This window comes from Homoserinimonas flava (assembly GCF_054969005.1).
In genome coordinates this window covers 21,584-37,053 of record NZ_JBUEQS010000003.1, presented here as the reverse complement: position 1 = coordinate 37,053, position 15,470 = coordinate 21,584, and the positions used below count along the sequence as shown (strand labels likewise).

Annotated in this window: 14 protein-coding genes; all 14 read left to right on the top strand. The window is 63.9% G+C overall.

Going from position 1 to position 15,470, the window contains the following annotated elements:
- Positions 1 to 266: 266 nt before the first annotated feature.
- The 14 genes from ACY48M_RS08980 (at position 267) to rpsG (ending at position 15,403) form a co-directional block, all read left to right on the top strand.
- Complete coding sequence (locus ACY48M_RS08980) at positions 267 to 1,934, top strand: GspE/PulE family protein (protein ID WP_462819943.1); 1,668 nt, start codon at positions 267 to 269, stop codon at positions 1,932 to 1,934.
- Between the two features lie 78 nt (positions 1,935 to 2,012).
- On the top strand, positions 2,013 to 4,139 hold the full coding sequence (locus ACY48M_RS08975) for a type IV pilus twitching motility protein PilT (RefSeq protein ID WP_462819942.1): 2,127 nt from the start codon (positions 2,013 to 2,015) through the stop codon (positions 4,137 to 4,139).
- Positions 4,139 to 5,365: a type II secretion system F family protein gene (locus tag ACY48M_RS08970; RefSeq protein ID WP_462819941.1), complete on the top strand. Its 1,227-nt coding sequence runs from the start codon at positions 4,139 to 4,141 to the stop codon at positions 5,363 to 5,365. The genes ACY48M_RS08975 and ACY48M_RS08970 overlap by 1 nt, the downstream gene beginning before the upstream one ends.
- A 153-nt stretch (positions 5,366 to 5,518) precedes the next feature.
- On the top strand, positions 5,519 to 5,968 hold the full coding sequence (locus ACY48M_RS08965; RefSeq protein ID WP_462819940.1) for a type IV pilin protein: 450 nt from the start codon (positions 5,519 to 5,521) through the stop codon (positions 5,966 to 5,968).
- Positions 5,969 to 6,073: 105 nt separating this feature from the next.
- Positions 6,074 to 7,468: a prepilin-type N-terminal cleavage/methylation domain-containing protein gene (locus ACY48M_RS08960; RefSeq protein WP_462819939.1), complete on the top strand. Its 1,395-nt coding sequence runs from the start codon at positions 6,074 to 6,076 to the stop codon at positions 7,466 to 7,468.
- Entirely contained in the window at positions 7,465 to 8,181 is a 717-nt protein-coding gene (locus tag ACY48M_RS08955; RefSeq protein WP_462819938.1) for a PulJ/GspJ family protein, read from the top strand. Before ACY48M_RS08960 ends, ACY48M_RS08955 begins: the two co-directional genes overlap by 4 nt.
- Positions 8,182 to 8,199: 18 nt before the next feature.
- A complete protein-coding gene (locus ACY48M_RS08950) occupies positions 8,200 to 9,957 on the top strand; it encodes a hypothetical protein (protein ID WP_462819937.1) in 1,758 nt (585 codons plus the stop codon).
- Positions 9,954 to 10,802 carry a prepilin peptidase gene (locus ACY48M_RS08945; RefSeq protein ID WP_462819936.1) on the top strand — a complete coding sequence of 283 codons (849 nt, stop codon included), beginning with the start codon at positions 9,954 to 9,956 and terminating at the stop codon, positions 10,800 to 10,802. The genes ACY48M_RS08950 and ACY48M_RS08945 overlap by 4 nt, the downstream gene beginning before the upstream one ends.
- 32 nt (positions 10,803 to 10,834) lie before the next feature.
- On the top strand, positions 10,835 to 11,878 hold the full coding sequence (gene pilM, locus ACY48M_RS08940; protein WP_462819935.1) for a type IV pilus assembly protein PilM: 1,044 nt from the start codon (positions 10,835 to 10,837) through the stop codon (positions 11,876 to 11,878).
- Positions 11,875 to 12,570 (top strand): hypothetical protein, encoded by a 696-nt coding sequence (locus tag ACY48M_RS08935; RefSeq protein WP_462819934.1) that lies wholly within the window; start codon positions 11,875 to 11,877, stop codon positions 12,568 to 12,570. The genes pilM and ACY48M_RS08935 overlap by 4 nt, the downstream gene beginning before the upstream one ends.
- The gene (locus ACY48M_RS08930) at positions 12,567 to 13,238 is read left to right on the top strand and encodes a hypothetical protein (protein ID WP_462819933.1); all 672 of its coding nucleotides are present in this window, start codon (positions 12,567 to 12,569) and stop codon (positions 13,236 to 13,238) included. The genes ACY48M_RS08935 and ACY48M_RS08930 overlap by 4 nt, the downstream gene beginning before the upstream one ends.
- 128 nt (positions 13,239 to 13,366) lie before the next feature.
- Positions 13,367 to 14,224, top strand: a complete 858-nt coding sequence (locus tag ACY48M_RS08925) for a hypothetical protein (protein ID WP_462819932.1) — start codon at positions 13,367 to 13,369, stop codon at positions 14,222 to 14,224.
- Between the two features lie 334 nt (positions 14,225 to 14,558).
- A complete protein-coding gene (rpsL, locus tag ACY48M_RS08920) occupies positions 14,559 to 14,933 on the top strand; it encodes a 30S ribosomal protein S12 (RefSeq protein WP_027692591.1) in 375 nt (124 codons plus the stop codon).
- The gene (gene rpsG, locus ACY48M_RS08915; RefSeq protein WP_462819931.1) at positions 14,933 to 15,403 is read left to right on the top strand and encodes a 30S ribosomal protein S7; all 471 of its coding nucleotides are present in this window, start codon (positions 14,933 to 14,935) and stop codon (positions 15,401 to 15,403) included. The genes rpsL and rpsG overlap by 1 nt, the downstream gene beginning before the upstream one ends.
- Positions 15,404 to 15,470 lie beyond the last annotated feature (67 nt).

Genomic DNA, 15,470 nt, shown 5'->3' with positions numbered 1-15,470 from the left:
GAACACACCGCGCGCGGCGTGTTCGCTCGCGCATCCGCAGCGCGAGGCCACCCAAGTCGGTCGAGCGCGCGCGCTCGACCGACCTGGGTGACCTCGCGCTGCGGATGCGCTAACGAACACACCGCGCGCGGCGTGTTGCCCCCCATCGGTGCCCGAATGCGGGTATGGCAATGCGGGCACGCGTGCGGTAGCTTGACTAGACCGATCGTGCCTACCGGCCCGGTCGGAGCATTACCGGGGGCGGTAGTAAGCAGGGGGGTCCAGCTATGTCATCTCTTACCGAGATTCTGATCATTCGCGGTGTCATGCCGATCGAGGCGCTCGACAACGTCGTCGACGGTTGGAAGGGCGACGACGAGATGGTGCGCAAGCTCGTCGCCGACGGCGCCATCTCTGCCAAAGATTTTGCGTCGGCGCGCGCAGCCCAGCACGGGCTTCCCTTCGTTGAGCTCACCGAGTATCCGGTCGACAAGATGGCCGTGTCGCAGGTGAATGCGGCGATCTGCCGTCGCCACGAGGTGCTCCCCATCGCCAACATCGGCAACACGCTCACGCTCGCTGTGGTCGACCCTGGCAACGTCTTCGCTATCGATGATGTGCGCACTGCGGTGCGGATGCAGGTCAACCTTGTCGTCGCCGAGCGCACCGACCTGCTTGCTGCGATCGACCGCTACCACCGCGCCGACAACGAGATCAACTCCCTCACGACGGTGCTCGAAGAGGAGAGCACCGGGCAGGAGCTCGCGCTCAGCGACAATGAGCCGGGCCAAGACGACGCACCGATTGTGCGGTTCGTGAACCTGCTCATCGGCCAGGGCATCCAGGACAAGGCATCCGATATCCACATTGAGCCCGGTCAGCACGACATGGGTGTGCGGTATCGCATTGACGGTGTGCTGCACGAGGTGCAGCGTGCCCCGAAGGCGATCCAGAACGGCGTCATCTCGCGCCTCAAGATCATGGCCGACATCGACATTGCTGAGCGTCGCAAGCCGCAGGATGGCCGCATCTCGGTCAACCACGGTGGGCGCCAGATCGACCTTCGTGTCGCAACCCTCCCGACGGTGTGGGGCGAGAAGGTTGTCATGCGTATCCTCGACAACTCGGGGACGACGCTGAGCCTCAGCGACCTCAACATGCTCGACAGCAACCTCGACAAGTACCGTCGTTCGTTCGTCAAGCCCAACGGCATGATCCTCGTGACGGGCCCGACCGGGTCTGGCAAGTCGACGACGCTCTACACGACGCTGCACGCGGTTGCGAAGCCAGAGGTCAACGTCATCACGGTCGAAGACCCGGTCGAGTACCGCATGGCGGGTGTCAACCAGGTGCAGGTCAACCCGAAGGCTGGCCTCACCTTTGCCGCGGCACTCCGCTCCATCCTGCGTTCCGACCCCGATGTTGTGCTCATCGGTGAGATCCGCGACAAAGAGACGGCGCAGATCGCGATCGAGGCGTCGCTGACAGGCCACCTTGTGCTCTCAACGCTGCACACGAACAGCGCGCCGGCCGCCGTCACCCGTCTCATCGAGATGGATATCGAGCCCTTCCTCGTTGGTTCCGCGCTCGAAGCGGTGGTCGCCCAGCGTCTTGCACGTCGCCTCTGCGACCGTTGCAAGGAGCAGTACCAGAGCACGATCGAGGGGCTCGCCAACCTCGGCTTCTTCCTCGACCCGAGCAAACCGGCCCCGATGCTCTACCGACCGGTCGGATGCACGCACTGCTCCAACACCGGATACCGGGGTCGCCTCGCCCTCCACGAAGTCATGATCGTGTCCGAGGAGGTCGAGCGTCTTGCTGTCGCACGCGCGTCGAGCATGGAAATTTCGAAGCTTGCCGTGTCGCAGGGCATGGCGACACTGCGGCAGGATGGATGGACCAAGGCCCTGATGGGGCACACGGCGGTAGAAGAGATTCTGCGCGTGGTGGTGTAGCACCATGGGCGGGGGACAGCCTGTGGGGTGTGGCGAGATCGGCGGCAGTGCCGTTTGCAGTGAGCGAGGGGGAATCGCATGAGTGATCCGGTCTATGACTTTTCGGCGTCGGTTGGCGGTGGCGCGCCGTCGGCGCCAGGTGAGGCCGACCCGATGTATGAGCCGCCGGGGTATCTCCCGTCGAGCTATCAGCCCGTCACCGGCCCGGTGAACCTCGTGCCCCAGTTCGATGCTGCTGCCCCTCCGGTCGCTGCGGCGGCACCGTTTGTGTCGGCACCTTCCGTGGCATCGCCCTCGGACTCGGTGTCGGAGTACCTTCAGAGCCTTCCAGCCCCAACGCAGGCGGCACCGGCGCCCGTCTCGTCTGTGGCGAGTGCGCCCGCTGCTCCGGCCGTTTCGGCGTCGGCACTCTCGAACATGCCGGCTCCCACCGCGGGTTCCGCATCGGTTCCGGGCGCTGCGAGCGTGCCTGGCGCGGTCGCGAGCGCACCACCCCCCGCAGTCCCGGCAGCAGCGGCCGCCGCGGCCCGACCTGTCACGACGCCCGTCTCAGAGCGCCGCTCGGCGCCACCAGCGCAGTCCGCTCCTGCTCCGCAACTCTCGACGGCACAGCCAGCAGCGATGCAGCCGGCGGCAGCACAGCCGACAGCGGTCCAGCCAGCGGCAGCTCAGCCGACAGCGGTCCAGCCAGGGGCAGCTCAGCCGACAGCGGTCCAGCCAGGGGCAGCACAGCCAGCAGCAGCAGCACAGCCAGCAGCAGCACAGCCGACGGCAGCACAGCCGACGGCACCCGCCCAGCAGCCACCCGCGTCCCGCAGGGCTGCGGCCGCCGCCGCTCCGCAAGCTTCCGCAGCACCGGCCGGCGGCTCAGCTCCAGCAGCACCCCCGCAGGCCGCACCCGCAGCACGGCAGGCCGACGTGTCGTCGCTGCCCGGCCCTGTCCCGGTCGCGGCGCCAGCATCGCAGGCTTCCGCCCCCACGTCTCAGGTGTCGTCCCCGCAGCCCACTACGGCGATGCCCGCGACGCCCGCTGGGTTCACCTCGCGCCGTGATGCATCACTCAACGCAGATCCCGATCTTGATTCGGCGCTGCAGCGCGTGCTCATGACGAGTGGTTCCGACCTTCACATTTCTGCCGGGGCTCCGCCGATGATCCGCGTTGACGGTGCGCTGAAGCCCATGGAGGGTGCGCCGGTGTGGAGTCAGGACAAGGTCGCATCAGCGCTGCACAGCATTCTCAGCCCTAAGCAGAAGGCGATCTTCGAGGAGAACCTCGAGTTCGACTTTGCCTACACGCTCTCGGAGAATGCCCGATTCCGAGTCAACCTCTACCAGCAGCGGCACAACATGGGTGCGGCGTTCCGCCTCATCCCGACCGAGATCAAGCCGCTTTCGGCGCTCGGCGTGCCGGAGTCGATCGGGTCGTTCGCGAGGCTCGCTCGTGGCCTCGTGCTCGTCACTGGCCCAACCGGTTCGGGCAAGTCGACAACACTCGCCGCGCTCATCGACCTCGTCAACAAGACCCGCACCGACCACATCATGACGGTCGAAGACCCGATCGAGTTTCTTCACCAGAACCAGAAGTCGCTGGTCAATCAGCGCGAGGTCGGCCACGACACGCACACCTTCGCTGCGGCGCTGAAGCACGTGCTTCGGCAAGACCCAGATGTCATCCTTGTCGGCGAGCTCCGTGACCTTGAAACGATTTCGGTGGCCCTCACGGCGGCCGAAACTGGGCACCTCGTCTTCGCGACCCTTCACACGCAGGATGCCCCGCAGACGATCGACCGCATCATCGACGTCTACCCGCCGCACCAGCAGAACCAGGTCCGTGCCCAGCTCGCCGCAACGCTCCAGGGCGTCGTCTGTCAGACGCTCCTCAAGCGGGCGAATGGCAAGGGCCGTGTCGTCGCGACCGAGGTGCTCATGGCTACCCACGCCGTCGCGAACCTCATCCGCGAGGGCAAGACATATCAGGTGCACTCCGCAATGCAGGCTGGTCGTGAGGCCGGCATGCACACGATGGACCAGCACCTTGCCGATCTCGTGAATAGCGGGCAGGTCTCATTCGAGGCGGCCGTCGAGAAGGCGCAAGACGTCGAGGTGCTCAAGCGCCTGGTGACCCGCACCGAATCATCCGGTGCCCTTGGAGCGACCATGAGTGACGGCCTCAACTTCTCCGACGCATACTCGGTGCAGCGCTGATGGCCGCGACGAAGGAGTTCGCCTACAAGGGCCGGGATGCTTCGGGAAAGGTCGTCAAGGGCCGACTCGAGGGCGCTTCCGAGGGGGTTGTCACCACCAAGCTCCGCGCAATGAACGTCACGCCGATCTCGATCGAGGAGTCGGCGGGTGGCACGGGGCTGCAGAAGGAGATCAGCCTTCCTGGTATGGAGAAGAGCGTCAGCCTCAAGGATCTCTCGATCATGTCGCGTCAGATGGCGACCATGACCTCCTCAGGGCTCTCGCTCATCCGCACGCTCACGATCCTGTCGGAGCAGACCGAGAATAAGGTTCTCGGCCGCGCGCTTGCGGCGATCCAGAGCGATGTCGAGGCCGGGTTCGCGCTGTCGGCGGCGATGGCGAAGCATCCGAAGCATTTTCCGCCGCTGTTCATCAACCTTGTGCGCGCCGGTGAAGCCGGTGGATTTCTCGAAGACACCCTCGTCTCGGTTGCCGAGAACTACGAGACCGAGGTCAAGCTGCGCGCCACGATCAAGTCGGCGCTGACCTACCCAATTGCTGTGCTCGGCATCGCCGTCGTGGCGGTTATCGGCATGCTCATCTTCATCGTTCCGGTGTTCGAGGAGATGTTCGCAGACCTGGGTGGCGAGCTGCCGTTGCCGACCCAGTTCTTGGTGGTTCTGTCGAACAACATGGTGTGGGCCGGGCCGCTACTGCTCGTGCTCACGGTGATGTTTGTCTTTTGGTGGCGGGCGAATAAGAACACCGAGAAGGTGCGCCAGACGCTCGATCCGATCAAGCTGAAGATCCCCGTGTTCGGCGCGCTCTTCACGAAGGTCGCGATCGCGCGGTTCACTCGCAACTTCGCGACGATGATGGGCTCGGGTGTGCCGATCCTTCAGTCGCTCAGCATTGTCGGCGAGGCGTCGGGCAACTACGTGATCGAGACCGCGCTCAAGAAGGTGGCCGATTCGGTGCGCTCGGGCAAGTCGGTGTCGGGGCCGCTCGCGCTTGAGCCCGTGTTCCCCGCCATGGTGACGCAAATGATCGCGGTTGGTGAAGACGCGGGTGCGCTTGAGACGATGCTCAACAAGATTGCCGACTTTTACGACCAGGAGGTCGAGGCAACGGCGGAGCAACTCACCGCCCTGATCGAACCGCTCATGATCGGCATCATCGGCGTTGTCGTCGGTGGCATGATCGTCGCGCTCTATCTCCCGATCTTCAGCATCTTCGAGCAGATCTGAGCCGACGCCCCCCGCATTGGGGGCGAGTTGTTGAGGTTTTTGCCGGTTCGGGGGCTTCTCACAGCTTCGCCCTTCCGGGAGAATCCTTTCTAGGGGGTCTGAACTTTTTGGGGGGCCACCTGTCCGTAGTTTCATCGACAGGAAGAGATCATCATGATCGCAACGATCAACAACGCAATTGCGAAGAAGCGCGAGGACGGCGAAAAGGGCTTCACCCTGATCGAGCTCCTCGTCGTCATCCTCATCATCGGCGTCCTCGCCGCTATCGCCATCCCGGCGTTCCTCAACCAGCGTGAGAGCAGCTGGATCTCCCAGGTCGAGTCCGACCTCAAGAACGCCGCGCTCGCGGTCGAGCAGCACGCTGTGAACAACAACGGCGCCCTGCCCACCGAGGCGACAGTGTCAACCGAGGGCGACGTAGCTGCTGACAGCGAGTGGGACGAGGCCGGATTCAACGGAACGACAGACGTCTCCATTACGTTCGCAGAAGACACAGCCAGCCCCGGTGATTACACGCTCACCGCAACCCACGCGCAACTGGAGCCGGACACCAGGGACTGGGTGTACAGCAGCGCCGACGGCAAGATCGAAGAGTCTGAGTAGGGCTTAGAAGCAAAGGATGCGGGCCGTCGCCTCGGCGGCGGCCCGCATTCGCGTCTTTACGCTAGTTCGGCTGCTACCAGCTTCCATCCAACCGGGGGGTGACGGATGATCACGGCAATTCGCCGCAGGCTCGACAAGAAGAGCGAGAGCGGATTCTCGCTCATCGAGGTCGTCGTCGCCATGTTCATTTTCGGTCTGGTCGCCACCGGAATCATCTACTCGGTGATGCAGGTCCTCGTGGTCACGAGGGATTCGCGGGCGCGTCAGGTCGCGGCCAACCTTGCGGCGCAGGAGATCGACCTCGTTCGCGACATCAACGACATCTTCGACGTCGTCGATGACCCGGTCGCCGGTGACCCGGCTCGCGAAGTTGTCCTCAACGATGAGGTCTACACCATCACCCGCACGACCGATTGGGTCACGAACCCCGAGGGCACGCTCGAGACGTGCGGCGCCGGGGGCGGCACGCTCAAGTACAAGAGTGTGACCGTGACGGTCGCGTGGGGCACCGGCAGCACGTCGAAGAGTGTTGAGAGCACGACGCTGCTTAACCCGAACGAACGGCTCAACGACCCCGCGCTGGGCACCGTGCTCGTCTCGGTCGGCAATGTGAATGGCACCGCAATCGAAGGCATCCCCGTGACCGCACAGCTCAGCGGATCTGCCTCGGCCACCGTGTTGACTGCCACGACCGACGCGAATGGATGCGCTTACCTCCTGCGCGTCGAGCCAGGGGTGTATACGGTCGCGTTGGCCGGTGGAACAACATATGTCGACGTCGATCAAGACACCACGCCATCGAAGACGGCCTCGGTCGCCGCGGGGGTCTCGACGGCGACGAGCTTCACGATTGATGTCGCCGGCAAGATCGACGTCGACTTCGTCGTAGACGGTGTCGATGTTCCCGCCGCACAGTTGCCGCACAACATGGACGTGTCGACCATCAGCACCTACGGCACGGTCGCCGTGGCGCACAACGGATCGTCAACGCTCTCCGTCTATCCCTTCCCTGACGGCTACACACTCGTGGCCGGCAAGGTGACCGAATGCCCCATGGTCGATCCGCAAAGCTGGGAAGCGAGCGCAACTAAGAACGCTGGAGAGCGTCAGGCTCCCGTGACGGTCGCGGCAGGTGGCACCGCCGCAATCGACCTTCCCATGCGCCGTGTGAGTCTGAACGGCTTCGCCACCCGGTCCGGCCCCAACTGGTCGAGTGGTGATCGCAACCGCTACATCACGGCGGTCGCGGTGCATCCAGAAGCGGGATGTCCTAGCGATGATTCGGGAAACCCCACGGACCAGACTGAATACACCTTTACCGCGATAGCCAACTCTGCATCTACCGCGACTATCACGCTCCCGTACGGCATCTGGGAGCTGTACTCGGGTGATAACGCGGGAGATCACGACCGTCTCCTCGTGTCCACTCGTGTGACCGTCACCGGTGGCGACTCGTTGGTGGGCAACGACGTGTACCTCGATCCGAGGGTGCCACTGTGATAGCCCAGATTCGAAGCAGGCTGGCACCGGAGGGCTCCGACCGCGAGGCGGGATTCGGACTCTCCGAACTCCTCGTTGCCATGTTTCTCTTTGGTGTTGTCTCGACGCTCGCGGTATCGCTGGTTGTGACGGTGTCGTCGACCTTCACGCGCGAGCGCGCTGCGACCGACAGCACGAATGTCGCAGCGATCGGCATGAACGAGGTGACTCGTATTGTGCGATCAGGCACGCAGATTCCTCAAGCATCGGGCACCGACCTCCCCGTGTTTGTCGAGGCGAAGCCAGAAAGCGTCACTCTCCACGCTTATATCGACACGGAGTCGGCAGACCCGAAGCCGCTGCGGGTGCAGTTTGAGATCGATCCGGTGACTCGCGACCTCGTCGAAACGCGGTGGCTTTCATACGAGAACCCTTCGAGCCCGGGTGCCTGGCTGTTCTACTCCACGCCGGATTCATCGCGGGTCATTGCCCGCAAAATCGTGGCGCCATCTGCAGGTGAACCCAGCATGTTCACCTACTTCCGCGTCGTCGATGGGCTCTCTGAGGAAATCGTTCCGGGCGCGTCCGGTGTCAGCGCGTCCCTCCTTGGTTCTATCGCGGTAGTCGAGGTCATGTTGAAGGTGCAGGCAGATCAGACCGGGCGTGCAGACCCAGTCACCATCACCAACCGGGTGGGCATTCCCAACCTGGGTGTTTCGCGGCTGGAGCTCTAGATGTTTACCAGGCTCAGAATGTTCGATCGTGCACGCGATGAGAGTGGCATCGCCATGGTGATGGTGATCGGCATCTCCTCCGTGCTCACGCTGCTCATGGTCGCTGCAGTGTCGTTTGCCGTGGGCGGGTCCACCAAGTCTGGCGACGACCGGGATTGGAACTCCGCTCTCGCCGCGGCGTATGCAGGTGTTGAGGAGTATCAGAGCCGTCTGTCTGATGATCCGGACTACCTTCGGTTTGGCAACCCTGCGTCCTCCTACAGCAACCCCGATGGCGTGGCGGACCCTGGCGTTGAACTGCCTCCTGCCGGGAGTGAGAACCCGGCGTTCGGGGTCGGTGCCACGGGTACCTGGGCCGATGTGCCCGGCAGCGACGGGGCCTCTCAGTTCCGCTATGAGGTGAACAACACGGTGTACGGCACGACCGGCATCATCAAGGTGCGCGTCACCGGCAAAGTCGGAGACAGCACGCGGTCGCTCGTCGCCGACCTGAAGCAGACAGGCTTCATCGACTTCCTCTATTTCACCGACTACGAGATCGCCGACCCGGTGGTCGCCAATACCCCCTCGTGCCAGGTGCGGTACGAGTGGGAGGGGTCGCGCAGCAACTGCAGCACCATCCGCTTCGCTACTGGTGATGTGATCGATGGGCCACTCCACACAAATGACACCATCCTCACGTGCGCGGCGACATTCAAGGGCAAGGTGACGACAGGCAATCCGAGCGGCGACTACGACATCGACGGGGGCTGTGGCACCCCTGATTTCCAGGAGGGCGAGCCCGTCTATGCCGAGGGCCTGGGGCTGCCGGACACGAATAAAGATCTCGCACGCCAGACCCGCACCGACCTCGCGAGCGAGGGCGTCGACACCCCCGGCTGCCTCTACACCGGGCCCACCGACATCAAGCTGAATTCGGACGGCACGATGACGGTGAAGTCACCCTGGACTCGGTACACGAACGCCCGGGGCGACGATCTCGCAACCGGTGTCACGAACAACGCCTGTGGAACAATCACTGCCCTGCGCTCGACGGCGGGGGCAACCGTTCCGGTTCCGGATAACAACGTCATCTACGTGCAGAACATCCCCACCTCCGGGGCCAACGCGTCGAGCGCAAACACCACCACCTACAGCAGCACTCGCTGCCGCAGCTATTCTGGGACTCAGATCACGACGAACGCTGTCGGCTACCCCAAGCATTCGTCCGAGAATGTTACGGATACTGGGACCGGAGCAGATGCCTCATACGGATGCCGCAACGGTGACGTGTTCATCTCTGGCACGCTGTCGGGCACCACCCTCACTGTCGGCGCCGAGAACTACATCTACGTTGTGGGCGACATCACGTATGCAGACCCGGACAACGACATGCTCGGGCTGATCGGCCGCAATGCAGTCTGGGTCTGGAATCCGATGTCGTGCTCAAGCAGCTGCAGCAACAGGACCTCCTGGACCCCGCTGTTGACCGGGAGCGCGATCGTCGACCGAATCGACGCGGCGATTCTCTCGCTCGAGCACACTTTCACAGTCCAGAATTATGACAAGGGCAACGGGGTGCGCGGCACACTCACGGTGAACGGTGCCATCGCGCAGAAGTTCCGTGGTGCCGTCGGCACCAACGCCCCGACCGGCTACCTCAAGAATTATGTGTATGACGATCGATTTAAGTACAAGGCGCCGCCCAAGTTCCTCTCACCCGTCACGACAACCTATGGCGTCAATATCTGGATCGAAGTCGGCTCGGTGTTCAACTCGGATGGTACCTATCGATGACGTTCGCTGACCCTGCACTCCTGGTCACGCTGGTCATCCTGGGCGGGTTGCTCGGTCTCATCATCGGTTCGTTCCTCAACGTGGTCGTCTGGCGATTGCCGCGGGGTGAGTCGCTGAGCCACCCGGGCAGCGCGTGCCCTCGCTGCGGCCACGCGATCAGGTGGTTCGACAACCTTCCGGTCATCTCCTGGCTGGTACTGCGCGGACGCTGTCGTGACTGCGGCGAGGCGATCTCACCTCGCTACCCGCTCGTCGAGCTGTCGACGGGCGTCTTCTTCGCCGGGGTTGTCGCGTGGATGCTGGGCGGCGCAGCCCCGTCGGCTGTGGCTGGAAGTCCCGCAGCAACGCTCATCAGCCTTTCCGCGTTCCTCTATCTCGCCGCCATCACGGTCGCGCTGGCGCTCATCGATCTCGACACACACACCCTCCCAAATCGCATCGTGCTGCCGGCCTACGTAGTCGGTGGCGTGGTGCTCGTCATCGCTACGGCGGTCGGTGGTGACTGGTCGGCGATGCTCCGCGCGGTCATCGGCATGGCCGCGATGTTTGTGGCCTACCTGGCCATGGCATTGGCCTACCCCGGTGGCATGGGGCTCGGTGATGTGAAGCTCGCCGGTGTACTCGGACTCTTCCTTGCATGGATAGGCTGGGGCGCGCTCCTCGTTGGCGCTTTCGCGGCCTTCGTATTGGGGGGTCTCTTTTCGGCTATTTTGCTTGCGCTTCGCAAGGTGAACCGCAAGAGTGGAATCCCATTCGGGCCCTGGATGTTGGGGGGCGCCTGGGTGGGCGTGTTTATGGGGGAATTTCTGTGGCATACCTACTTGTCACTGTTCGGTCTGGCTTGATGCCAAGTTACGACCCGGGGGAGGGCTGAACTATGGCCAAACGCATTGTCGGAGTCGACATCGGAAACGATGCCATCCGAGCCGTTGAGGTACTCGATCCTGCGGGCTCGCGTCCGACGATCGAGCGATTTCACGAAGTGCCGCTGCCGGAGGGCGCCGCGCGAAGCGGGGACGTTCTCGAAGTGCACACGGTGGCGGCGAGCCTCAAGCGGCTCTGGAGTGAGGGCGGCTTCAAGAGCAAGACCGTCGCGCTCGGCATGGGCAACCAGCGGGTGCTCGCGCGCGACCTCACCGTGCCGAGGATGCCGCTCGCACGCATCCGTGAATCCCTGCCGTTCCAGGTGCAGGAGATGCTGCCGGTGCCAGTCGCAGACGCCCTCCTCGACTTCTACCCCGTTTCCGAGGGCGACAGCGAGAACGGCCCGGTCATTCACGGGCTGCTCGTTGCCGCCATCAAGGAGGCCGTGATGGCCAACGTCAATGCCGTCGAGCTCGCTGGTCTTGTGCCAGTGGAAGTCGATCTCATTCCGTTCGCGCTCACCCGAGTGCATGTACGTGGTGAGAACGCCCGCGGCACGACCGCCCTCGTCGACATCGGTGCGACAACGACGAACGTCGTGATCGCCAGCAATGGCATCCCTCAATTCGTGCGAATCATCCCGGCGGGTGGCGACGACATCACGGATGCGCTCGTCCAGCGCCTCGACATGACCCGCGAGCTCGCCGAGCAGGTCAAGCGTGGACTCGGGATCATCACCGCGGGGGCGGCGCCAGAGCATCGTCCTGCGATCGAGGTCATCTACGAGTCGACCGGGCAGTTGCTCAACGGCCTCCGCAACACGCTCAACTATTTCGTCAACTCGCACCCGGATGACCCGATCGTGCGCATCGTCCTCACCGGCGGTGCATCGCGGCTCCCTGGGTTCGCAGCGGCCCTGTTTGAACTCACGCGCGTCACGGTTGTGAGCGACGACTCATTCAGTGGGGTCAAGGTGGCCAAGTCCGCGGAATCGGGATCAGGCAACCCCGATCGCTACTCGGTTGCGCTAGGACTCGCATTGGGGAGCAAGGCATGAGCGCCAAAGACACCGCCGTCGTCATCGGTGGCGAGCCCCGCATCGATTTCTTGCCGCCAGAGATACGGCAGAAGAAGCTGGCGCGCCGCGCAGTCCGCGGCCTGATCCTGCTCACGATCGCCGTGCTGGGGGTCTGTATTGTCGCTTACGGCGCCGTCACGACGCTCGCGATCGCCAGCCAACTCAATCTCGATGTGGAGCGAACGCGCACGCAGGCTCTCCTGCAAGAGCAGGGCGAGTATTCAGAAGCGCGAAACGTTTCTATGACACTCGAGTCGGCGAAGAGCGCCCGGCTGGTGGCCTCCGCCAATGAGGTGCTCTGGGTGCCCTACTTCACTGAAGCCCGGGCCGTGCTGCCGGGTGATGGCATCATCACCTCGGTCACTGTCGACTCATTGACCACGACCGAAACTCCTCCTGTTCCCAAGGAGGGAGTGGAGGCCCCGCGCACAGGCACGATCGTCTTCGGCGCCAGTTTCGAATCCCTCTCGGGCATTGCGGCCTGGCTTGAAAACATCGAGGACCTCCCCGGCTTCGTCGGCTATTCGATCTCTGAGGCGGTTCTCGACGAGTCCAATCGCTACATCGTCGAACTCTCCCTGAACATCGATGAGGGTGCCCACGAGTTGCGGTACTTCGAAAGTGCCGCGGATTCCGACGAAGAGTCGACCGATGAGGAGACGCAGGAATGAACGACTCGACATCACGATTGGCGACCCTGATCGCCGTGGTCGTCATCCTCGGACTACTTGCGGGCACTTGGTTCCTGGGCATCTCGCCGAGGCTCGATGAGGCGAGCACCGCCGACGCGGAGCGCGCGTCGGTAGAGGCGACGAACGCTGCACATGAGGCGACCATTGAGCAGCTCAAGGCGCTCGATGCAGATCTGCCCGCCCTTGAGGCTGAACTTGAAGAGCTGCGCGCGGCGTTTCCTTCCAATTCGAGTTTCTCCGACTTCTACCGGGAAATCGAGGCGATCGGTGTCGCCTCCGGCACCATCATTAGTCTCGTGGGCTTCGAAGGCCCCGAGGTCTACATCGCGCCCGAAGTGGAGACAAACAACTCCGAGCTGCAAGCGGCACTCGGCACCGTGAGCCCGGACAACTTCCTCACGCTCACCCTGACGATCGAGGTCCAGGGCGCGGAATCGGCGGTCCTCGACGCGATCTCCCGCCTGCAGCAGACCAATCGATACACGCTGATCCACGATCTCGACCTCCCAGACGGCTTTAGCGGGCTCTCGCCCGTCACGACAGCCACGGTCACCGGCCAACTCTTCATCCTTCGCGACGCATCGTCGGTGTCGGCCACCGAGTCGACGGATTCTGTCGCTCAAGAGGACGACGTCGCAGTCAACTGAGTGCAACCCCTGGTGTGCAGGGAGTCGGCTGCGAGTCGGCACGCCGCCCGCCCCGCATTCGGGGGCGTTGCTAGCATGGGGCGCGCGCTTTCCGCGGATCGCGGCGCGCCCGAGCCTGAGGAGTCACCATGACCAACGCGTCTGACGACAAACGCCCCCAGTCCGACGTTGCCGATGAGTCGGCCGCTACACCCGTCGACGACGCAGCAGTCGAGGAGCATGTCGACACGGCACCCACACCGCCGGAGCCCCTCGTCGAGCCGCAGCAGACCGAAGCCGCCGAGGCATCCCCGCTTCCGACAGGGGTGCAGGAGCCGCTCGCTACTGAAACGAGCGCTGAGAGCGCAGAGACGGGTGGCGCGCAGACCGATGCAACGTCCGCCCACCCAGTCGCCGAGCCGGTTGCTCCCGCGCCGGCCGCGCAGCCGCAGACCGTCTACGTCACCGCCCCCACCCCGCCCCGCAAGAAGGGCAACCGCGGCATCGGCACGTTGCTCGCCGTGCTCGGCGCGATCGCGTTCGCACTGCTCCACAGCATGATCACCGCAATCGCCTACGTCGCGGCTGGTCGGCCCTTCGACCTCGCCGGGTTCATTGCGTCGAGCGGCTTTATCGTCCCGACCCTCGTGTTCCTCGTCGTCTTTGTCCTCGCGGTCCTCATGATCAATCGCGCGGGATGGTGGGCGTGGGTGCTCGGCAGCCTCGTCGTCGCGATTGTGACCTATCTCGCGTCGATCGGCATCATCATGCTGCTCCAGAATGTGGTTGCCATGACGCCGGCCGAGGCGCAGGGCACGTGGGAGCGGCTCGCGATGAGCGCCCCGATGCTCGTCGCCCTGATCGTTGCTCGAGAGGTGGCGATTTGGTTTGGCGCGGCAATCGCGTCGCGCGGCCGTCGCGTCAAGGCGCGCAATGTGGAGTCGCGCGCGGCCTACGAGCGCGAGCTGGCAGAGAACCGTGCCCGCTACGGCGCGGTTGAGCGCTAGCATTCTCACCGCGTTCCGGGGTCATCGCCATTTGACCCGCTGACCCGCGCCGACTATTCTCTAGTAGGTGTGCGCTTTGCTGTGCGCTTGCTCGTGCCCGGGAGTTTACGACGGGGCGTGAGGGGTGCACGATCTGGCACCATCCGGAATCGAGTTTCGGGCGTGACCTCACGGTCGCGCCGGGCTCCCACGGCATACCCATCACTGTGAATCCAGGACTCGTCCTGCCATTCCGATGGGTCTAGCAAGCATCCAGATCATCTCGGACCTCGAGATGGCGTCGGATGCGATGAGCAACAGACTGTCACCGTGCAGGATATCCAAGGAGTAAGCAGTGCCAACTATTCAGCAGTTGGTCCGTAAGGGACGCAGCCCCAAGGTCGTCAAGACCAAGGCTCCCGCCCTGAAGGCCAATCCCCAGCAGCGCGGCGTGTGCACGCGTGTCTACACCACGACCCCGAAGAAGCCGAACTCGGCCCTTCGCAAGGTCGCTCGAGTGAAGCTCTCGAACGGCACCGAGGTTACCGCCTACATTCCGGGCGAGGGTCACAACCTGCAGGAGCACTCGATGGTGCTCGTGCGCGGTGGCCGAGTCAAGGACCTCCCCGGTGTCCGCTACAAGATCGTTCGCGGTGCCCTTGACACGCAGGCCGTCAAGAACCGCAAGCAGGCTCGCAGCCGCTACGGCGCGAAGATGGAGAAGAAGTAATGCCTCGCAAGGGACCAGCTCCTAAGCGCCCCGTAGCGATCGACCCGGTCTACGGCGCCCCCATCGTCAGCCAGCTCGTCAACAAGATCCTTCTCGACGGCAAGAAGTCCCTCGCTGAGCGCATCGTTTACGACGCGCTCGCGGCGGTCGCCGCCAAGAACGGTCAGGATGCCGTCGTCACCCTCAAGAAGGCGCTCGACAACGTGCGCCCCACCCTTGAGGTCAAGAGCCGCCGCGTCGGTGGCTCCACCTACCAGGTCCCCGTCGAGGTCAAGCCGCACCGTGCGAACACGCTCGCGCTCCGCTGGTTGACGACCTACGCGAAGGGCCGTCGTGAGAAGACGATGACCGAGCGTCTCACCAATGAGATCCTCGACGCATCGAACGGTCTCGGCGCGGCGGTCAAGCGTCGCGAGGACACGCACAAGATGGCTGAGGCCAACAAGGCGTTCTCGCACTACCGCTGGTAGCAGTCAGCTCTGCTGGTTGAGTAGGCCCGCCAGGGCCGTATCGAAACCTCGTTTCGGCACGGTTCCT